The organism is Rhizobium sp. BK591 (genome assembly GCF_014195045.1).
Taxonomy (GTDB): domain Bacteria; phylum Pseudomonadota; class Alphaproteobacteria; order Rhizobiales; family Rhizobiaceae; genus Rhizobium; species Rhizobium anhuiense.
The window spans coordinates 16390-37073 of the sequence record NZ_JACIAZ010000013.1; the positions used below are offsets into that span (position 1 = coordinate 16390).

Sequence of the window (20684 nt, forward strand, 5' to 3'; positions counted from 1 at the left end):
CATGAAGAAGCTAATGAAAAACCACCTCTCGACCGCCGCGATGGCGCTGCTGTTATTGTGTGTCGCGGATCTGCCGAGCCGAAGCGAGGTGCAATATGCCGGCATTGTCCCGAACCCGGCGGCGGCCGTGCGGACGATCATCGACAAACGCCCCGTCCTTCATGCCGACGGCATCAAGTTCGGGGCCTATGATCCGCACGGCGATTTCGGCGCGCAGGCGAATGTCGCGACCGAAGCCTTGTTCCTGCCCTGGGAGGACGTCGACCTCGAAACCTTGCGCGTCGCCGACGCCTATGCGCTGGCCAGAGGCCGCAACCTGCTGATAACAGTGGAGCCCTGGTCCTGGGACGTCGATTGGCGGCTGACCTCCGCTCAGCTTCGCGCAAAGGTTTTGCGCGGCGACTACGATGTCAACATGCGTGCGATCACGCAGATGATATCCCAGCTGAAAAGCCCGGTGATTGTCCGCTGGGGGCAGGAGATGGAAGACACGTCGGGGCGGTTCTCATGGTCCGGCTGGAGCCCGCAGGACTATATCACGGCCTACAAGCGGATGATGGATATCGTCCGCGAGGAGGCGCCCGGCACACAGATCATGTGGTCGCCGAAGGGACTGCCCGGCCTCGAGGCCTATTATCCCGGCGACGATTATGTCGACCTCGTCGGACTGTCGGTCTTCGGCCTGCAGCGCTATGACGAGCTTGCCCACAATGAGCACCGCACGTTCTCGGAAGCGTTGAAGCAGGGCTATGATCTCGTCGCCGGCTACGGCAAGCCCATCTGGGTGGCGGAACTCGGTTATCAAGGTGGCGACGCCTATATGAAGCCGTGGATCGAAACTGCCACGTTGAAGCAGAGCGCCTTCCCGAATCTGCAGGAGGTGGTCTATTTCAACGATCGGGATGTGCACGCCTGGCCCTTCGATCTCGGCCGGCCGGATTGGCGCGTGGTTGAAAGCCTGGGCAACTGAGATCCAGGATAACAGAAAGGCCCGCCGGGGTTTTGCGGGCCTCTCCTCTCATATCCAGCAACAGATCAGCCTTTGATCGTTGCCTTACCCTCTTCGATGAGCCGGGTTGCCGCGTCGGCGGGCGAGACCCGTTCGAAGGCGAGTTCGTCACAGATCGGGCGAAGCACCCGCTGGTCGAATTGGGTTGCGCCCATCGGCACCGGCGGCGGATATTCGCCGACCTGATCCTTGAGCAGGTTTACGTACTTGACCGTTTCCTGCTCCGTCGGGTTGAGTTGCGGCAGGATGGCTTCGCGCACTGTCGTTGACATGGGCACACCGCGTTCCACGCCGAGAATCTTGCCGGCTTCGGGATCGTTGACGAAGAAGCTGATGAACTTCGCGGCGGCTTCGCCCTGTTTGCTCGTTGCACCCACACTCCAGATCAGTGCCGGACGGTAATAATGGCCGGATGGACCGCCCTTCTTTTCGCGCGGCAGCATGGTGATGCCGAGCTTGTTCTTGATGATCAACTGATAGCCGATCATCTGGTTGGAATAAGCCATGCCGATCACCGATTTGCCGAGACCGAGGCAATTGGTATCGATGGTATTCTGATCGAGCGTCTGCACGTCGGCAGCAACAGTGCCGCCCGCCTTGCGCAGTGTCTCCCAGTAGTCGAACCATTCCCTGGCATCGTCGGCCGTGAAGCCGAGCCCAGCGCTTTCCCTGCCAAAGAGGCTTTTGCCGCGCTGGCGCAGCCAGGCATCGAACACATAGGCATAGCGCGCCGCATAGGGGCCGCCGCCCTTGCCCGAGGACTTGGCGAGTTCTACGGCGAGCTTGGCATACTCATCCCAGGTGAGGTCGGCCGTCGGCAGCGGGATGCCTGCCTTCTCGAATTCGACCGTGTCGAAGAACATCGAGAAGGAGTTGAGACCGAGGCCGACACCATAGAGCTTGCCGTCGATGGTGGTCAGCTTCAGCATGTCGGCGCCGAAGCTGTCGACCTTCAGCGTCGAAGGGACGAATTCATCGAGCGGCAGGCAGGCGCCGCGCTTGGAATAGTCGGAAATCGTTCCCGGCTCGAGCTGAAATATGTCGGCGATCGAGCGGCCGGCCATCTGCGTTGCGAGCTTCGTCCAATAACCGTCGCCCGAAAGCGATTCACCAACAATGGTGACGCCGGGCGTCTTGGATTGATAGAGCTTGGCGACATCGAGTGTGCGCTTGGCACGGTCGTTGGAACCCCACCACATAGCCCTGAGCTGCGCATCTTCGGCAAAGGCCGGAATGGCGCTTCCGGCGCCGAAGGCGAGGCCGGCGGCCGCACCGGCTGAACCCATCAGGAATGAACGGCGATTGACCTGCATGATATCCTCCTTGTCCCAATATGCCCCGCTGCCATCCTCCAATGGCCTGTCGGGGCATTTCGGCAAACAGGGTACGCAAAAAAATATTTATTGCAAGAAGTAATCATTTTCTTGCAAATTTGCATAACTTGCATAATGTTTGCCTATGAACGACCAAAAGATCAGACGGCCGCGTCAGGCCGATATAGCCACATTGGCCGGCGTCTCCGTCTCCACGGTGTCGCGCGTGCTTGCCAACGAACCTGGTATCAGCGAAACCGTTCGCCGCCAGATCCTGAAGGTGGCGGCCGAGCACGGCTACCCGGTCAAGCCGGCTTCCGAAGCCGTTGCCGGGGGGCTGGCGCTGATTGCCAGCGACGGCGTCACGGGCGGTCTCAGCGTTTTCTATGAAGCGATCGTCGACGGCTTGCGTGCCGGAGCCGTCGACGCAGGCATGCCGTTCGAGGTCCGGCTGGTCCGGGAGGATCGCACCACGCCGGATGCCGTGCGCGACCATATGCAGGCGGCAGGCGCCGAAGGTCTCTTCCTCGTCGGCATCGATCCGAACGAGATGTTGCGCGGCTGGCTGCAAGCCGGCATGACGCCGACCGTTCTTGTCAACGGCACCGATCCCAGGATGCAGTTCGATGGCGTTTCGCCGGCTAATTTCTTTGGAGCCTATGAGGCGACCAGCCGGTTGACCAAGGCCGGCCATCGCCGCATCCTGCATCTGAGCGGCTCCCACCGCCATACGATCCGGGAGCGCGTGCGCGGTTTCGAGGCGGCGATCGCCGCCGTCCCCGGTGCCGAGGGCCGTTTTGTGTCCATGACGCTGCAGGGCAGCGCCAGCCGCGAGGCCCATGAACACACGGCTGCGATCCTTGCCGAAAATGCCGGTTTCACCGCCGCCTTCTGCATGAATGATTTCATCGCCGTCGGCGTGCTCGAGGCGGTCACCGAAGCCGGTCTGCGTGTGCCGGAAGATTTCGCGATCGTCGGCTTCGATGATCTGCCCTGCGCGCTGATGACCAATCCGCAGCTTTCCACCATGCGCGTCGACCGCGCCGCTCTCGGGCGCGAGGCCGTTTCGCTGATGCTGTCCCGTTTCCGCGACAGGACGGCACCGGCGCGCCACATCTGCCAGGCAGTCGTTCCCGTTCCGGGAGGGACCGTTGTGAACGTCGAACCCCGTGAGTGACGCCGATGACCTATGATCCCGCCAGCGCCAACCCGCTCGCAGGCAATCCGCTCGAAACCCGTGCCGATATGAGCCGCGCCCTCCTTGATCTGTTCGATCCGCTGCTTCCCTGCTTTTCGAAGGACAATGCCCGCGTCAGGTTGAGCGGCACCGCCGCCCATTTCGACCGGGCGGCGGCCGACCTCGAAGGCTTCGCCCGGCCGCTCTGGGGATTGGCGCCGCTTGGTGCCGGCAACGGCGACTTTGCCCATTGGCATCGTTTCGCCGAAGGCCTCGCAAACGGCACCGATCCCGCCCATCCCGAATATTGGGGAACGGTCAATGGCCGCGATCAGCGGATGGTCGAGCTTGCCGCTCTCGGTTTTGCCCTGGCCCTGGTGCCGGAAAAGATCTGGGAACCGCTCGATGCGCGTGCCCGCGGCAATGTGATCGCCTATCTCAAGCATGTCAGGCAGTTCGACTATGCCGACAACAACTGGAAATTCTTCCGGATTTTCGTCGACATCGCGCTCGATCGTCTCGGCGCCGATTTCGACCGCAGCCTGACGCGGCAATATCTGCAGGAACTCGAAGGCTTCTATATCGGCGACGGCTGGTATCGCGACGGCAACGTGCGCCGCATCGACCATTACATTCCCTTTGCCATGCATTTCTATGGCCTGATCTATTCGAAGCTCGTCGACGACGATTATGCAAAGCGCTATCGCGAGCGCGCGATCCTTTTTGCCCGGGATTTCCGGCATTGGTTTGCCGCGGACGGGGCGACGATCCCCTTCGGCCGCAGTCTGACCTATCGCTTCGCCTGCGCCGGCTTCTGGTCGGCGCTTGCCTTTGCCGATGTTGAAGCTCTGCCCTGGGGTGAGGTCAAGCATCTCTGCCTGCAGCATCTGCGCTGGTGGAAGGACAAGCCGATTGCCGATCGCGACGGCGTGCTGTCGATCGGTTTCGGCTATCCAAACCTGCTGATGTCCGAAAGCTACAATTCCACCGGTTCGCCCTATTGGGCCTTCAAGGCCTTCCTGCCGCTGGCGATCGCGGAGGATCATCCATTCTGGACCGCGACGGAAAAAGCGCCGGAGCAGGCGCCTGAGGTCGTTCCCCAGCACCATCCCGGCATGGTGATCATGCGGGCGGGCGGCGATGTCGTGGCGCTATCCTCCGGCCAGGAAAATCTGCAGATGCGGTTCGGCACGGAAAAATACGCCAAGTTCGCCTATTCCGCCCGCTACGGCTTCAGCGTCGAGGCCGATGAGCGCGCCTTTGCGCTCGCCGCCTTTGATTCGATGCTGGCCTTCAGCGATGACGGCCTGCACTACCGGGTGCGCGAAACGAACGAGGAGGCCAGGCTCGCAGGCGACGTGCTTTTTGCGAAATGGTCGCCTTTCCCGGATGTCGGCGTCGAAACCTGGCTCGTGCCCGCAGTACCTTGGCATATCCGCCTCCACCGGGTGAGGACAAGCCGGCCGCTGCGGATTGCCGAAGGCGGATTTGCCATCGGTCGCCGGGATTTCGAGCTGGATAGGCTGTCCGCCTCGAATGGGGTTGCCTATGCAATCGGCGAGGCCGATTTCACCGGCATTCTCGATCTCGGCTCTTCGGTGAAACGGTCCGGGCTCGTCCAGAAGGCAATGCCCAACACCAATGTGATCGTTGCGAAAACCCTCGTGCCGCAGCTGCGCGGCCAGATTCCGGCCGGCGAAACCATCCTGGTGACGGCGGTGCTGGGGCTTGACAATCCCGCTGCCGTTTCGTCTGCCTGGACAAGACCGCCGAAAGCGCCTGACATTACGGCGCTGGAGGCCGTGGTGAGGGAAAGGGGCGTGACGGTGAGCGCCATCGAAGCGCCGGGGCAGATGCCATGAGCCATCCGGCGATTGTCCTTGCCATGCAGCCGTCGCGCACCGAGCATGTCTTGCCGGATGAGGTTCTGCGCCGGCTGGACGGCATCGGCCGCCTGCTGGACGCTAAACCGCTGCAGCGTTTCGACGACGAGCGTGCGAGGCGTCTGCTGGCCCAGGCCGAAATCCTGATCACCGGCTGGGGCGGACCCTATGCCGGGACCGAAATGCTTACCGCGGCGCCGCACCTCAAGCTCATCGTTCATGCTGCGGGCACGGTCAAGGGCGTCATCGACGACGCCATCTTCGCGGCCGGTATCCCGGTCAGCCATGCGGCCGAGGCCAACGCCGTGCCGGTTGCCGAATTCACGCTTGCCGCGATCATCTTCGCCGGCAAGCGGGTCTTCCGTTTCCGCGATCTCTATGTCGCCGATCGCAACCGCGACCGGACCCATTCGATGCAGCGTCAGGCGATCGGAAATTACCGCCGCACCGTCGGCATCGTCGGCGCTTCGCGCATCGGTCGGCGCGTCATCGAGCTGTTGAAACCCTTCGACTACAGGCTGCTGCTCTCCGATCCCACGCTCGATGCCGCCGAGGCGGCCTGCCTCGGAGCGGAAAAGGTCGAGCTCGACGAATTGATGCGGCAAGCCGATATCGTTTCCCTGCATGCGCCGTCGCTGCCCTCGACGCAGCATATGATCGATGCGCGAAGGCTGTCGCTGATGAAGGACGGGGCGACACTCATCAACACGGCGCGCGGCATTCTTATCGATGAGGCCGCACTGCTCTCAGTGCTGAAGAGCGGCCGCATCGACGCGGTCATCGACGTCACCGATCCGGAGATCCCTGAGCCCGATTCTGCTTTCTACGATCTGCCGAATGTCTTTCTGACGCCGCATATTGCCGGCGCCGTCGGCCTGGAACGGGCGCGCCTCGGCGAGATGGCGGCTGACGAGGTCGAGCGCTTCGTGGCCGGTCGGCCGCTGCTCTACCAAATCCGCCGGGAGAATCTCGAAAACATCGCCTGACGCGTGCCTCGCCGAGCGAGCTTACACAGCAGGCGTCAGCGTGACGACCTCAGCGAATTCGGCGAACCGTCATTGGCAAGCTCAGGCATCAGCTCGGCGATGTCGACCACCTTGCCGGTGCGCGAGCTCGTCAGCGCGGCAATACCGCAAAGCACGGACATGGCGCCCGCCCGCGTGCCGGCGCGCTGCGCGAGCCTGTCTTCCATATCCGGCTTGAAGATCATGTTGCGCATCCGGTCGTCGCCGCCGTAATGGCCGCCGGTGAAATGCGGAACGACGATGCGCTCCACCGCCTCCTTGCCGTTCGGGAAATTCCGGATCAGCAGAATCGTGTCCTGCTTCGGCTCTTCCCAGGGCTGGGCCTCGTATTGGCGAAGCTCGATCCGCCCCTTGGTGCCGTTGAAGGCGAGGTGATGGCCTTCGATCGGCTGGAAAGTGTTCAGCGAATAGGAGACGTGGACGTTGTTGCGGTAACGGAGCGACACCACCATCGTATCGGGAATGTCGATGTCCTCGCGGAAGACGCAGCCGTCGCGGAAGTAGCCGTCGATCTTCGAGGGATCCTCGTAGAGCTGGTCGAGGAAGGGATCGGCTTCAAGATCGAGATAGTAGTCGCATTCCTGCGTGTGCGGACAGAGCTTGCAGCGGGGCCCGCGGAACGGGCCCTTGCGGCCGTAATTCTGCAGGTCGGCAAACGAGGTGACGGACTCCGGATCGCTGTCGAGATACCAGTTCAGCAGATCGAAATGATGCGTTGCCTTGTGGACGAATAGGCTGCCGGAATTTTCCGTATAGGCGTGCCAGCGACGGAAGTAGTCGGCGCCGTGCTTGGTGTTGAGATACCAGTGGAAGTCGACTGAGGTCACCCGGCCGATCTCGCCGGCGTTCAGCAGTTCCTTGATCTTGCCGGCCGTCGGCGCATAGCGATAATTGAAGGAGACGTCGACCCGGCGGCCGGTGCGCTTTTCTGCGTCGAGAATCCGGCGAATTTTCTCGATCGAGGTGGTCATCGGCTTTTCGGTGATGACATCGATGCCGGACTCCAGCGCCCGCACAATGATATCGTCATGCGTATGGTCGGGCGTGCAGACGATGACCAGATCCGGCTTCTGCTCGACGAGCATGGAATCGATATTGTCATAGAGCGGCGCGTTGCTGCCGATCATGTTGCGGGCGCGCTCGCCGCGCAGCGAATTCTTCTCGACGATGGCTGTGAGGTCGACATGTTCGCGCCAGCCGGCCAGCAGATCCTTGCCCCACATGGTGGTGCCGCGGTTCCCGGTGCCGATCAGGGCAAAACGGCGTTTCTCCATCGAATGATCCTCCTGCATGCGTGATGAAACAATTATTGAAAATCAGATCTGGCAGCAGCTCCGGAAGCGTTCGACGCAGGTGGCGATCACCTCGTCGGCCGGGCGTTTCCACCAGGTCTCGGCCGAGAAGATCTCCACCTCCTGCGCGCCGAAGAAGCCGGCGGCCTCGATCATTCGTCTTATGCCTTTGAGGTCGATCACGCCATCGCCCATCATGCCGCGGTCGAGCAGCATATCCCGGGTCGGCACCAGCCAGTCGCAGATGTGATGGGCAAAGATGCGTTTCATGCGGCCCGCTCGAGCAATCTGGTTGGCAAGATCGGGGTCCCACCAGACATGGTAGACATCGATCGCCACCCCGACATCCTCGCCAAGCGGCTCGCACATGTCGAGCGCCTGACCGAGCGTGTTCACGCAGGCGCGGTCGGCGGCATACATCGGATGCAGCGGTTCGATCGCGAGCTTCATGCCGGCCGCCTGCGCATGCGGCAGCACGGCGGCAATGCCGTCGAACACCATCTGACGGGCCGCAACGATATCCTTCGAACTGCCCGGCAGGCCGCCGACGACGAGCACGAGGCAGTCGGCTGAAAATGCGGCCGCCTCGTCGATGGCGCGCCTGTTGTCGTCGAGATTTTTCTGCCAGTCGGCATTATTTGCCGCCGGGAAGAAACCGCCGCGGCAAAGCCCGGTCAGCTTGATGCCGTTCGATTTGACGATGCGCACCGCCTCGTCAAGACCGACCTTGGCGACCTGATCGCGCCAGGGCGCGATCGAGGTGATGCCGTGTTTCAGGCAGATGTCGACGGCTTCGGCAAAGCCACATTGCTCGCGGATCGTCGCCAGATTGATCGAAAGTCCTTCGACCTGCATGTCATTCTCCTCCCAGCCGGTGTCCCGCTTCAGTTGACGCCGTGGACGGCGAGCACCTGGCGCATGCGGCTTGCGGCGAGTTCGGGGTCGGCCAGCACCCGCGCTTTGTCGGCCAGACGGAAAAGCTCCGCCAGGTGCGCCAGCGAGCGAGTGCTCTGCTGTCCGCCGACCATGACGAAATGATCCTGCAGACCGTTGAGATAGGCGAGGAAGACGACGCCGGTCTTGTAGAAGCGCGTCGGCGCCTTGAAGATGTGGCGCGACAGCGGTACGGTCGGCTCCAGCAGATCGAAGAATTCATGGTTGCTCTTGCGACCGAGCGCTTCGAGGGCCGCCGAAGCTGCCGGCGCGATCGCATCGAAAATACCGAGCAGCGCGTCGGAATGACCCGCTTCGTCGCCGGCGATCAGTTCGGCATAGTTGAAATCGTCGCCGGTATACATGCGCACGCCCTTCGGCAGTTGGCGGCGCATCGCCACTTCCTTCTCCTTGGAGAGCAGCGAGATCTTGATGCCGTCGACCTTGTCGGCATGGGCCCTAATCACCTCGAGGCAGGTCTCGATGGCTTTCAGATGGTCGCCATTGCCCCAATACCCCTCGAGCGCCGGATCGAACATTTCGCCGAGCCAATGGATGATGACAGGGTCTTTCACCTGGCGGAGGATGCGGTCGTAGACGCTGACATAGTCGTCCGGCCCCTTGGCGGCGGCGGCAAGTGCCCGGCTCGCCATCAGGATGATGCGGCCGCCGGCCGCCTCCACCGTTTCGATCTGCTCCTCATAGGCCCTGAGAATAGTGTCGACGGTGACGTCGGGGCCAGGCGTCAGATGATCGGTGCCGGCCCCGCAGGCAATCATCGCATCCTTGCGCCCGGCCGCTTCATCAAGCGCCCGGCGGATCAGCTCGCGCGCTTCCGGCCAGCCGAGGCCCATGCCGCGCTGCGCCGTATCCATCGCCTCGGCAACGCCGAGGCCGAGATCCCAGAGCCGGTGGCGGAAGGCAAGCGTCCGCTCCCAGTCGATCGCCGGCGTCAGCCACGGATCGTTGTCGGCAAGCGGATCCGCAACGACATGAGCGGCGGCAAAGGCGATGCGTGGAAAGGACTTGGCGTCGCGCTTGGCGACCGCGATCGGCGTGCCGGTCAGCGTATAGGGGACGATCTTGCCGTCGAGGGGGAGATTGATCGTCGTCACGGTTCAGAGCTCCAGTGCGGGAACGTCGAGCCAGCGGCGTTCGGCCCAGGATTTCAGGCCGAGCTCGGCGAGCTGCACGCCCTTGGCGCCGGCTTCCAGGCCATAGGGCCACGGCGCATCTTCGACGACATGGCGGATGAACATTTCCCACTGCGCCTTGAAGCCGTTGTCGAAGGCCTGGGTGTCCGGAACCTCGTCCCAGGTCTTGTAGAAGTCGATCGTCTGCGGTTGATCCGGGTTCCAGACCGGCTTCGGCGTGTTGACGCGGTGTTGGCTCCAGCATTTCGTCAGGCCGGCGACGGCCGAACCATGGGTGCCGTCGACCTGGAAGGTGACGAGATCGTCACGACGGACGCGCACCGCCCAGGAGGAATTGATCTGCGCGATCGCGCCGCCCTCGAGCTCGAAGGTCGCATAGGCCGCATCATCCGTATCGCAATCATAGGGCTTGCCCTGTTCGTCGATGCGGCGCGGAATATGCGTCGCGCCAAGACAGGAGACGGCCTTCACTTCGCCGAACAGATTGTCGAGCACGTAACGCCAGTGGCAGAGCATGTCGAGAATGATGCCGCCGCCGTCGCCCTTGCGGTAGTTCCAGGACGGACGCTGGGCGGGCACGCCCCAATCGCCTTCGAAGACCCAGTAGCCGAATTCGCCGCGCACCGAGAGGATCTTGCCGAAGAAGCCGGAATCCCTGAGCAGCGCCAGCTTGCGCAGGCCGGGCAGGAAAAGCTTGTCCTGCACGACGCCGTGCTTGAGGCCCGAGCGGCGCGCCTTGCGGGCAAGGTCGACCGCCACTTGCAGGTCGTCGGAGATCGGCTTTTCGCAATACACGTGCTTGCCGGCATCGAGCGCCTTGGACAGCAGCTCGGCGCGCATCAACGTCGTGCCGGCGTCGAAGAAGATCGTGTCGTCGGGATTGGCGAGCGCGGCGTCGAGATCGGTCGACCAGCGCTTGATGCCGTGCTTCTTCGCCAGCTCTTCCATCTTGGCGCCGTTGCGGCCGACGATGATCGGGTCGATCTCGAGTTTCTCGCCCGATTTCAATGTGATGCCGCCCTGGTCGCGGAAGGCGAGAATCGAGCGCACCAGGTGCTGATTGTAACCCATGCGGCCGGTGACGCCGTGCAAGATGATCCCCAAGCGTGCCATTTTATCCTCCCAGCAATCTTTTGCGGCGGGAGCGGGCATCGTCGCCCGGCCCTCCCGAGCCGGTAACTAAACAGTTACTTGATGGCAGAAGAGCGGCGCGGCTGTCAAGCGTCAAATCCGATTTTTGAAATTCAGCGCTTGATCGAGGCGAGCGTGACGTGGACGATATGCCTTTCCCAGGCATTGAGATGAGTCGGCTCGATCAGGTCGCGGCCGAAGATCGTCGAAAGCGTGTACTGGTTCGACAGGTAGAAATAACCGAGTGAGGCGATTGTCAGGTAGACATGCAGGGGATCGGCGGTTTCGATGAAGACACCCTGTTTCTTTCCCTGCTCGAGCACTTGAGAAAGCTCGCCGATCAGATGCGAATGCAGTTCCTTGAGCCGGACGGACTGGCGCAGCCAGCGGGCGCGATGCAGATTTTCTGTGCCGAGCAGGCTGAGGAATTCCGGGTGCTGGAGAAAATAACGCCAGGTGAACAACGCCAGTTCGCCGATGCCCTCCTCCGGGCTGCGGTCGCCGATATGAAGCGCGCGCTCGGCGGTACGGATGCCGACATAAGCTTCTTCGAGCACGCGGAGATAGAGCTGCTCCTTGTCGCCGAAATAATGATAGAGCATGCGCTTGTTGGTGCCGGCGCGTTCGGCGATGGCGTCGACGCGGGCTCCGCCCATGCCGTTTTCGGCGAATTCCCGGGTTGCCGCCTCAAGGATCGCGGCGCGCGTCCGTTCCGGATCGCGTTGCGTCGTCCGTTCCTGAGCCGGGCGTCGAGGCCTTTTCTTCTCCCCATTCTCCCCGCTGTCGTTCATCGCTCCACCTCCGTCTCGCATGTTGCGCTCATAAGCCTTCGGTGCGAAATTGTAAAAACCGAATTTGAAGGGCTCAAACAGCCGGAGCACGATGTCGCCCGAAACCGCTCGCACTTTTCGGCACCACGCTCTAGCCGACACCGCTTGACACACTTGCCGCTTTGCTCGTAGCTTGTAACCAATTAGTTATTTATGCAAGGGTAACTAGTTTCGGAAGCGTGTGGAGGCGCTTCCCTTTGGAGGAGGAAAAAATGACCCTACGTGTAAGCAGACGTAATTTCGTTGCGGGAGGGGCCACGCTCCTTTCGCTCTCGGCGCTTGGAACCAGCGCTTTGGCACAGGAAAAGCGCTTGCGTCTCCTGTGGTGGGGCTCGCAGCCGCGCGCAGATCGTACCAACAAGGTATCGCAGCTCTATCAGTCTAAGAATTCGGGCACGTCGATCACCGGCGAATTCCTCGGCTGGGGCGATTACTGGCCGCGCCTTGCGACCCAGGTCGCCGGTCGCAACGCGCCCGACGTGATCCAGATGGATTACCGCTATATCGTTCAGTATGCCCGGCGCGGCGCGCTTGCCCCGCTCGAATCCTATATGCCGGCCAAGCTCAACCTCGACGATTTCGACAAGGCGCAGATCGAAGGCGGCAGCGTCGACGGCCATCTCTATGGCGTCAGCCTCGGCGCGAATTCGGCCGCCACGGTCCTGAACACCACCGCCTTCAAGGAAGCCGGCGTCGATCTGCCGACGCAGGCGACCACTTGGGAAGAGTTCGCCCGCATGGGTGCGGAGATCACCAAGGCCGGTAAACGCAAGGGCATGTTTGGCATGGCCGACGGCAGCGGCGGTGAACCGCTGTTCGAAAACTGGCTGCGCCAGCGCGGCAAGGCGCTTTATACCGCCGACGGCAAGATCGCCTTCGGCGTGGACGACGCCTCGGAATGGTACGACATGTGGGCCAAGTTCCGTGAGGCCGGCGCCTGCGTTCCCGCCGATGTCCAGGCTCTCGACAAGAACGATATCGACACCAACACGGTCTCGCTCGGCAAGTCGGCTGCCGGTTTTGCCCATTCCAACCAGTTCGTCGCCTATCAGGCAATGAACAAGGACAAGCTGGCGCTGACCAACTATATGCGGATCAAGGCGGATTCGAAGGGTGGCCATTATCGCAAGCCTTCGATGTTCTTCTCGGTCTCGGCCCAGTCGCAAGCGGTCGACCTGGCCGTGGACTACGTCAATTTCTTCGTCAAGAACCCCGAGGCAGCGGTCCTCCTGGATGTCGAACGCGGCATTCCGGAATCGAGCGCCATGCGCGAGGTCGTCGCGGCGAAGCTCGATGAGAACGGCAAGGTTCCGCTGGAATATGTCAGCGGCCTTGGCGATCTCGCCGGCAAATTGCCGCCGCCGCCGCCCGCCGGCGCCGGTGAAGGCGAACTGATGCTGCGTAACATCGCGGAGCAGGTGGCCTTCGGACAGCTATCTCCTGCCGATGGCGGCAAACAGCTTGTCACCGAAATCACGCAGATTCTCGCACGAGGCTGATCCCGTATGAGCAATGCGATGCGCACGCCCGCAGGGGCCATAAATGTGGAAAGATATCAGGGGGCCGTGGCCGAAGGACGTTTCAGGCGTCTCTGGAACGCCAATGCTCCCGGCTATCTCTTCCTTCTTCCATGGCTCATCGGCTTTTTCGGGCTGACGCTCGGGCCGGCCCTTATTTCGCTCTACCTCTCCTTCACCGACTTCGACATGCTGCAGTCGCCGAGGTGGGTGGGAATAGCGAATTACGTGCGCATCGCCACGGCGGATCCGAAATTTTCGGCCGCCATGCACGTCACCTTGACCTATGTCGTCTTCTCCGTCCCGTTCAAACTGACCTTCGCCTTGCTGGTCGCCATGGCGCTGAACCGCGGCCTGCGCGGGTTGCCGATCTATCGGGCCATCTTCTATCTCCCCTCATTGCTGGGCGGCAGCGTGGCGATCGCCGTGCTCTGGCGTCAGCTTTTCGCCAGCGATGGCCTCGTCAATGCCGCGCTCTCGCATTTCGGCATCGAAGGTCCGAGCTGGATCTCGCATCCGAACTATTCGATCTACACGCTGGTGGCGCTGTCGGTCTGGCAGTTCGGCTCGCCGATGATTATTTTCCTGGCCGGCCTGCGCCAGATCCCGCAGGACATGTATGAGGCGGCCAGCCTCGACGGCGCCTCGAAATTCCGGCAATTCTACAAGATCACCCTGCCGCTTCTGACGCCGGTGATCTTCTTCAATGCCGTCGTCCAGACGATCGAAGCCTTCAAGGCCTTCACGCCGGCCTTCATCATATCAGGCGGCACGGGCGGCCCGATCAACTCGACGCTGTTCTACACGCTCTACCTCTATCAGGAAGCCTTCGGCAATTTCCGCATGGGCTATGCCTCGGCGCTTGCCTGGATCCTGGTGGTGATCATCGCGATCTTCACCGCTTTCTCCTTCCTGACCTCGCGTTATTGGGTGCACTACGATGACTGAGATGACCGCTTCCGTCACTGCGGCCAGGCCGCCATCGGATATCAACAAACGCAGCCTGCCGGGGTCGCTCATCATCCACGCCCTGCTGATCGCCGCGTCGCTTCTCATGCTCTATCCGCTGTTGTGGATGGTTTCGGCATCGGTCAGACCGGAAAACGAGATCTTCTCCTCGACCTCGCTTATCCCGTCGTCGATCGATCTCTCCTCCTATGCGCGCGGCTGGGTCGGCCTCGATGTCAGCTTTGGCCGGTTCTTCTGGAATTCGCTCGTCATCTCGCTGCTGGTGGTGACCGGCAATGTTATCGCCTGTTCGCTGACGGCCTTCGCCTTTGCGCGGCTGCGTTTTGCCGGCCGGAACTTCTGGTTCGCGATCATGCTCGGCACGCTGATGATCCCCTATCACGTGACGCTGATCCCACAATATGTGCTCTTCCTCAACCTCGGCTGGGTTAACACCATCCTGCCGCTCGTCGTGCCGAAGTTCCTGGCAAGCGATGCCTTCTTCATCTTCCTGATGGTGCAGTTCTTCCGCGGCATCCCGCGCGAACTCGATGAGGCGGCGATGATGGATGGCTGCAGCGCCTGGCGCATCTACTGGAAGATCATGCTGCCGCTGTCGCTGCCGGTGCTGGCGACGGCCGCCATCTTCTCCTTCATCTGGACCTGGGACGATTTCTTCGGTCCGCTGATCTACCTGAACGACATGAACACCTATACGATCCAGCTCGGCCTGCGCACCTTCGTGGATTCCACCAGCGCATCGGATTGGGGTGGCCTGTTCGCCATGTCGACTCTGACGCTGGTGCCGGTCTTCTTCTTCTTCCTGTTCTTCCAGCGCCTTCTGATCGAGGGCATCGCCACGACGGGCATGAAGCGCTGATGGCGGCAACGGGAAAGAACGAGATGAGCATCAGGACGGTCGCGATTGTCGGCTGCGGTATCGGCCGCTCCCATATCGTCGAGGGTTATTTGCCGCATGCCGACAAGTTCAAGGTCGCGGCAATCTGCGACCTGAATGAACAGCGTCTGGCGGCCGTCGGCGACGAGTTCGGCATCGAACGGCGTACCACCTCCTTCGCCGAGCTGCTCGCCGACGACACGATCGACATCATCGATATCTGCACCCCGCCGGGCATCCATCTGGAGCAGGTGGTCGCCGCGCTCGCCGCCGGTAAACATGTCGTTTGCGAAAAGCCGCTGACCGGTTCGCTTGCCGGCGTCGATACCATCATGGAAGCGGAAAGGAACGCCAAAGGCGTGCTGATGCCGATCTTCCAATACCGCTATGGCGACGGTATCCAGAAGGCCAAGCGGATCATCGACGCCGGTATTGCCGGCAAAGCCTATACGGCCTCGGTCGAAACCTTCTGGCTGCGCAAGCCGGAATATTACGCCGTGCCCTGGCGCGGCAAATGGGCGACGGAACTCGGCGGTGTGCTCGTCACCCATGCCCTGCATCTGCACGACATGCTGATGCATCTCATGGGTCCGGCGGCAAGGGTCTTCGGCCGCGTCGCCACCCGCGTCAACGATATCGAGGTCGAGGATTGCGCCTCCGCCAGCCTGCTGATGGAAAACGGCGCCTTCGTCTCGCTGTCCTGCACGCTTGGTTCGCAGGAGCAGATGAGCCGGCTTAGGCTGCATTTCGAGAATGTCACTTTCGAAAGCACCCATGAGCCCTACACACCAGGCAAGGATCCCTGGAAGATCATCGCCGCGAATGACGACGTGCAGGAAAAGATCGACCGGGTGGTCGGCGACTGGCAGCCGGTCGCGCCGCGCTTCACCACCCAGATGGGCCAGTTCCATGCCTTCCTCAGCGGTCAAGGACCGCTGCCGGTGACAACGACGGACGCGCGCCGCGCGCTGGAACTCGTCACCGCCATCTACCAGTCTTCCGACAGCGGCGCTGAAGTGCCGCTGCCGGTCGGTCCCGACAGTCCGAAATACGCCGATTGGCGCGCAAGAACGAAGTAATCGGCAAAAGAGAGGTTTTGAGAAGATGGCAACCAGTGTCGTTCTTCAGAAGGTCGAGAAGCGTTATGGCTCGCTGGACGTGATCCATGGCATCGACCTGACGATCGATCCCGGCGAATTCGTCGTTTTTGTCGGCCCCTCGGGCTGCGGAAAATCGACCCTTCTGCGCATGATCGCCGGTCTCGAGGAGATCTCGGGCGGCGCGTTGCTGCTCGACAGCGAGCGCATGAACGAAGTGGCGCCGGCCAAGCGCGGCATCGCCATGGTCTTCCAGTCCTACGCGCTCTATCCTCATATGTCGGTCTATAAGAACCTCGCCTTCGGCCTGGAGACGGCGGGTTACAAGAAGGCCGATATTCAGCCGAAAGTGAAGCGGGCCGCCGAGATCCTGCAGATCGAGAAGCTCCTGGAGCGCAAGCCGAAGGCGCTCTCCGGCGGCCAGCGCCAGCGTGTCGCGATCGGCCGCGCCATCGTGCGCGAGCCGCGTATTTTCCTGTTCGACGAGCCGTTGTCGAACCTCGATGCCGAACTGCGCGTGCAGATGCGCGTCGAAATCTCCCGCCTGCACCGCAGCCTCGGCAACACGATGATCTATGTCACCCATGACCAGGTCGAAGCCATGACGATGGCGGACAAGATCGTGGTGTTGAATTCCGGCCGCATCGAGCAGGTCGGCGCGCCGCTCGATCTTTACAACAACCCGGCCAACCGCTTCGTCGCCGGTTTCATCGGCAGCCCGAAGATGAATTTCCTGAAGGCCCGCATCGAGCAGGTCGGTGAGACCGAAACCAGCATCCATGTCTGCGGCAATTCCGTCCATCTGCCGCGCCGGTTGAAAGGCGCGGTCGGACAGGATGTCACCTTCGGCATCCGCCCCGAGCATCTTTCGCTGACCGAAGGCGCTATCACGCTCTCGACCGTCAATGTCGATCTCGTCGAAAACCTGGGCGGCGCCACCATGCTCTACACCACGACGCCGGATAGCCAGCTCCTGACCGTCGCGCTTGACGGCCAGCAGAAGGTGGAACGTGGCACCAATGTGAAGACCTTCTTCGATCCGGCCCGCTGCCACGTCTTCGACGCCGCCGGCAAGACGATCTAAGCGCTGCTTGACATAGGATCCTCCTCTGCCCCATCATTTCCGAAGGGGCTGAAGGGGAATAAGCATGACGCCTGAAGATAGGATTCATGCGCTTGGCATCTGGCAGGGCCCGATCGATATTTCGCCGATAGCAGGCGGCATCACCAACAGGAACTACCTGGTCAGCGATGCCGTCGCGCGTTGCGTCGTCAGGCTCGGCACCGATATCCCGATCCATCACATCAGCCGGCAGAACGAACTTGCCGCAAGCCGTGCGGCGCATGCCGCCGGCATATCGCCTGCCGTCATCCATCATTCGCCGGGCGTTCTGGTGCTCGAATATATCGAGGCGAGAGCGCTTTCGCCTGATGATATCAGGAGGCCGGAAACGCTCGCCCGGGTCGTGCCGCTGGTGCGCGCCTGCCACCGCGACATCGCCCGGCATTTCCGCGGCCAGGCGATGATCTTCTGGGTCTTTCACGTCATCCGCGATTACGCCGCCAATCTGAAGGCCGCGGGCAGCGCCTATCTGCCTCTGCTGCCGGCGCTGGTCGGCCGAGCCGAGGCGCTGGAAGAAGCGGCAGGGCCTTTCGAAATCGCCTTCGGCCACAACGACCTGCTGGCCGCCAATTTTCTCGACGACGGCAAGCGGCTCTGGCTGATCGACTGGGATTATGCCGGCTTCAACACGCCGCTTTTCGATCTCGGCGGATTGGCCTCCAACAATGAGCTCCCGCAAACGGCAGAACACACGATGCTGGAGACCTATTTCGACCGGCCGCTGACCGATGATCTCAGCAGGCGCTATGGCGCGATGAAATGCGCTTCGCTGCTGCGCGAGACGCTCTGGAGTATGATTTCGGAAATCCATTCCAGCATCGATTTCGACTATGCCGCCTATACGGCCGAAAATCTCGCGCGTTTCGAACGCGCCTATCAAGCCTTTGAACAGGATCAATAAATGACGAGGGAATTACCGAAGACGGCGAAAGCCGTGGTCATCGGCGGCGGCATCATAGGCTGTTCGACAGCCTATCATCTCGGCAAGCTCGGCTGGACCGATACCGTCCTGCTGGAGCGCAAGAAGCTCACCTCCGGCACCACCTTCCATGCCGCCGGCCTCGTCGGCCAGCTGCGCACCAGCGCCAACATCACCCAGCTTCTCGGTTATTCCGTCGATCTCTACAAGCGGCTGGAGGAGGAGACCGGCCTCGGCACCGGCTGGAAGATGAATGGCGGCCTGCGCCTTGCCTGCAACGAGGAGCGCTGGACCGAGGTCCGGCGCCAGGCGACCACCGCCCAGTCCTTCGGCCTCGAAATGCAATTGCTGACGCCGCAGGAAGCATTCGATCTCTGGCCGCTGATGACAACGGACGATCTCGTCGGCGCCGCCTTCCTTCCCACGGACGGCCAGGCCAATCCCTCCGACATCACCCAGGCGCTGGCGAAAGGCGCCCGCATGTCAGGCGTTTCGATCTTCGAGGACACCGAAGTCATCGACCTGGAAATCGACAAGGGAAGGATCCGCGCCGTCGTCACCGCTGAGGGACGCATCGAATGCGAGCGCGTCGTCGTCTGCGCCGGCCAGTGGACGCGCGCCTTTGCCGCCCGCTTCGGCGTCAACGTGCCGCTGGTCTCCGTCGAGCATCAATACATCATCACCGAATCCTTCGGCGTGCCCTCCAACCTGCCGACCCTGCGCGATCCCGATCGCCTGACCTACTACAAGGAAGAAGTCGGCGGCATCGTCATGGGCGGCTATGAGCCGAATCCCATTCCCTGGGCGCAAAACGGCATCCCCGACGGCTTCCACTACACGCTGCTGGACAGCAATTTCGATCATTTCGAGCAAATCATGGAACAGGCGCTCGGCCGCGTTCCGGCACTGGAAAATGTCGGCGTCAAGCAGCTGCTGAACGGCCCGGAAAGCTTCACGCCGGATGGCAACTTCATTCTCGGCGAGGCGCCGGAGCTGAAGAATTTCTTCGTCGGCGCCGGCTTCAACGCCTTCGGCATCGCCTCGGCCGGCGGCGCCGGCATGGCGCTTGCCGAATGGGTGACGAAGGGCGAACCGCCCTATGATTTGTGGCCGGTCGATATCCGCCGCTTCGGCCGTCCGCATTTCGATACCGACTGGGTGCGCACCCGCACGCTCGAAGCCTATGGCAAACATTACACCATGGCCTGGCCGTTCGAGGAGCATTCGAGCGGCCGCCCCTGCCGCAAATCGCCGCTTTACGACCGGCTGAAGGCGCAGGGCGCCTGTTTCGGCGAAAAGCTCGGCTGGGAGCGGCCGAACTGGTTTGCCGATCTCTTCGCCAACGAGGAGCCGAAGGATGTCTACAGTTATGCCAGGCAGAACTGGTTCGACGCCGTCGGCCGCGAGCACAAGGCGGTGCGTGAAGCGGCCGTCATCTTCGACCAGACCTCCTTTGCCAAATTCGTGCTGAAGGGCAGGGATGCCGAGGCAGCGCTCTCCTGGATCGCTTCCAACGATGTCGAAAGGCCTGTGGGATCGCTCATCTACACGCAGATGCTCAACGACAAGGGCGGCATTGAATGCGACGTGACGGTCGCCCGCATCGCCGAGAACGAATATTACATCGTCACCGGCACCGGTTTTGCCACCCATGATTTCGACTGGATCGCCCGCAATATACCGGCAAAGATGCATGCCGAGCTGGTCGACGTCACGTCAGCCTATTCGGTGTTGTCGCTGATGGGACCGAATTCGCGCGCCGTGCTGGAAAACGTGACGGGCAGCGACGTCTCGAATGCGGCCTTCCCCTTCGGCCGGGTCAGGACCATCGGCATATCAGGCTGCCCGGTGCGGGCGCTGCGCATCACCTATGTCGGCGAGCTTGGTTACGAGCTGCATATTCCCGTTGAATATGCGACGACGGTCTATGACGTGCTGATGGCATCAGGCGGCGAATTCGGCCTGGTCAATGCCGGCTACCGCGCCATCGAGAGCTGCCGCCTGGAAAAGGGCTATCGCGCCTGGGGATCGGATATCGGTCCCGACCATACGCCTGTTGAAGCCGGTCTCGGTTGGGCGGTGAAGATGCGCAAGGCCATTCCCTTCCGCGGCCGCGAAGCGATCGAACGGCAGCTTGCAGGCGGGGTGAACAAGCGCCTTGCCTGCTTTGTTCCCGAAAATGCCGATACCGTGTTGCTCGGCCGTGAAACGATCTATCGCGACGGCAAGCGCGTCGGCTGGCTTTCGAGCGGCGGCTTCGGCTACACGCTGGGCAAGCCGATCGGCTATGGCTATGTCCGCAGCCCCGAGGGGGTGACCGAGGATTTCGTCCTCTCCGGCACCTATGAGCTCGATGTCGCGCGGGAGCGTATCCCCTGCAAGGTGTCACTGTCGCCGCTCTACGATCCCGATATGGCGCGTATCAAGGCGTAGCG

Annotated in this window: 17 protein-coding genes; 11 read left to right on the forward strand and 6 right to left on the reverse strand. The window is 61.9% G+C overall.

The genetic code is table 11. The features are described 5' to 3' along the window. Position 1 precedes the first annotated feature (1 nt). Complete coding sequence (locus tag FHX10_RS34030) at positions 2 to 970, forward strand: glycoside hydrolase family 26 protein (protein ID WP_028756229.1); 969 nt, start codon at positions 2 to 4, stop codon at positions 968 to 970. 65 nt (positions 971 to 1035) lie between these two features. Here FHX10_RS34030 and FHX10_RS34035 read toward each other — a convergent pair whose 3' ends face one another. Further along, positions 1036 to 2322 carry an ABC transporter substrate-binding protein gene (locus FHX10_RS34035; protein WP_028756228.1) on the reverse strand — a complete coding sequence of 429 codons (1287 nt, stop codon included), beginning with the start codon at positions 2320 to 2322 and terminating at the stop codon, positions 1036 to 1038. A 145-nt stretch (positions 2323 to 2467) separates the two neighbouring features. On the opposite strand from FHX10_RS34035, the gene FHX10_RS34040 reads away from it, so the two are divergent. From FHX10_RS34040 to FHX10_RS34050, 3 genes are read left to right on the forward strand one after another with little or no spacing between them, the layout of a single operon-like run. Continuing rightward, the gene (locus FHX10_RS34040; RefSeq protein ID WP_029868038.1) at positions 2468 to 3499 is read left to right on the forward strand and encodes a LacI family DNA-binding transcriptional regulator; all 1032 of its coding nucleotides are present in this window, start codon (positions 2468 to 2470) and stop codon (positions 3497 to 3499) included. Positions 3500 to 3504: 5 nt separating this feature from the next. Continuing rightward, positions 3505 to 5361, forward strand: a complete 1857-nt coding sequence (locus tag FHX10_RS34045; protein ID WP_029733080.1) for a DUF2264 domain-containing protein — start codon at positions 3505 to 3507, stop codon at positions 5359 to 5361. Further along, complete coding sequence (locus FHX10_RS34050) at positions 5358 to 6368, forward strand: hydroxyacid dehydrogenase (protein ID WP_029733081.1); 1011 nt, start codon at positions 5358 to 5360, stop codon at positions 6366 to 6368. Before FHX10_RS34045 ends, FHX10_RS34050 begins: the two co-directional genes overlap by 4 nt. A gap of 35 nt (positions 6369 to 6403) precedes the next feature. Here FHX10_RS34050 and FHX10_RS34055 read toward each other — a convergent pair whose 3' ends face one another. The 5 genes from FHX10_RS34055 to FHX10_RS34075 form a co-directional block, all read right to left on the reverse strand. Further along, positions 6404 to 7681 carry a Gfo/Idh/MocA family protein gene (locus FHX10_RS34055; RefSeq protein WP_029733082.1) on the reverse strand — a complete coding sequence of 426 codons (1278 nt, stop codon included), beginning with the start codon at positions 7679 to 7681 and terminating at the stop codon, positions 6404 to 6406. A 42-nt stretch (positions 7682 to 7723) separates the two neighbouring features. Further along, on the reverse strand, positions 7724 to 8554 hold the full coding sequence (locus tag FHX10_RS34060; RefSeq protein ID WP_029733083.1) for a sugar phosphate isomerase/epimerase family protein: 831 nt from the start codon (positions 8552 to 8554) through the stop codon (positions 7724 to 7726). 29 nt (positions 8555 to 8583) lie between these two features. Beyond that, complete coding sequence (locus tag FHX10_RS34065; protein ID WP_184390763.1) at positions 8584 to 9747, reverse strand: dihydrodipicolinate synthase family protein; 1164 nt, start codon at positions 9745 to 9747, stop codon at positions 8584 to 8586. 3 nt (positions 9748 to 9750) lie between these two features. After that, positions 9751 to 10899 (reverse strand): Gfo/Idh/MocA family protein, encoded by a 1149-nt coding sequence (locus tag FHX10_RS34070; protein ID WP_029733084.1) that lies wholly within the window; start codon positions 10897 to 10899, stop codon positions 9751 to 9753. 131 nt (positions 10900 to 11030) lie between these two features. Continuing rightward, positions 11031 to 11708 (reverse strand): TetR/AcrR family transcriptional regulator, encoded by a 678-nt coding sequence (locus FHX10_RS34075; RefSeq protein ID WP_029733085.1) that lies wholly within the window; start codon positions 11706 to 11708, stop codon positions 11031 to 11033. A gap of 251 nt (positions 11709 to 11959) precedes the next feature. Here FHX10_RS34075 and FHX10_RS34080 point away from each other — a divergent pair, with 251 nt between their 5' ends. The 7 genes from FHX10_RS34080 to FHX10_RS34110 all read left to right on the forward strand — a co-directional run bounded on the left by FHX10_RS34080 (position 11960) and on the right by FHX10_RS34110 (position 20682). Continuing rightward, positions 11960 to 13246, forward strand: coding sequence for an ABC transporter substrate-binding protein (locus tag FHX10_RS34080; protein WP_029733086.1), 1287 nt, complete (start codon positions 11960 to 11962; stop codon positions 13244 to 13246). 6 nt (positions 13247 to 13252) lie between these two features. After that, a complete protein-coding gene (locus tag FHX10_RS34085) occupies positions 13253 to 14212 on the forward strand; it encodes a carbohydrate ABC transporter permease (RefSeq protein WP_028758429.1) in 960 nt (319 codons plus the stop codon). Continuing rightward, positions 14205 to 15092 carry a carbohydrate ABC transporter permease gene (locus tag FHX10_RS34090; protein ID WP_028757923.1) on the forward strand — a complete coding sequence of 296 codons (888 nt, stop codon included), beginning with the start codon at positions 14205 to 14207 and terminating at the stop codon, positions 15090 to 15092. Before FHX10_RS34085 ends, FHX10_RS34090 begins: the two co-directional genes overlap by 8 nt. Continuing rightward, on the forward strand, positions 15092 to 16189 hold the full coding sequence (locus FHX10_RS34095; protein ID WP_028757924.1) for a Gfo/Idh/MocA family protein: 1098 nt from the start codon (positions 15092 to 15094) through the stop codon (positions 16187 to 16189). Before FHX10_RS34090 ends, FHX10_RS34095 begins: the two co-directional genes overlap by 1 nt. Before the next feature lie 25 nt (positions 16190 to 16214). Next, positions 16215 to 17291, forward strand: a complete 1077-nt coding sequence (locus FHX10_RS34100; protein WP_029868036.1) for an ABC transporter ATP-binding protein — start codon at positions 16215 to 16217, stop codon at positions 17289 to 17291. Between the two features lie 64 nt (positions 17292 to 17355). Then, entirely contained in the window at positions 17356 to 18231 is an 876-nt protein-coding gene (locus FHX10_RS34105) for a phosphotransferase (protein WP_183845621.1), read from the forward strand. Further along, complete coding sequence (locus tag FHX10_RS34110; protein ID WP_132576068.1) at positions 18232 to 20682, forward strand: FAD-dependent oxidoreductase; 2451 nt, start codon at positions 18232 to 18234, stop codon at positions 20680 to 20682. It abuts the gene before it with no gap. Positions 20683 to 20684: the final 2 nt, after the last annotated feature.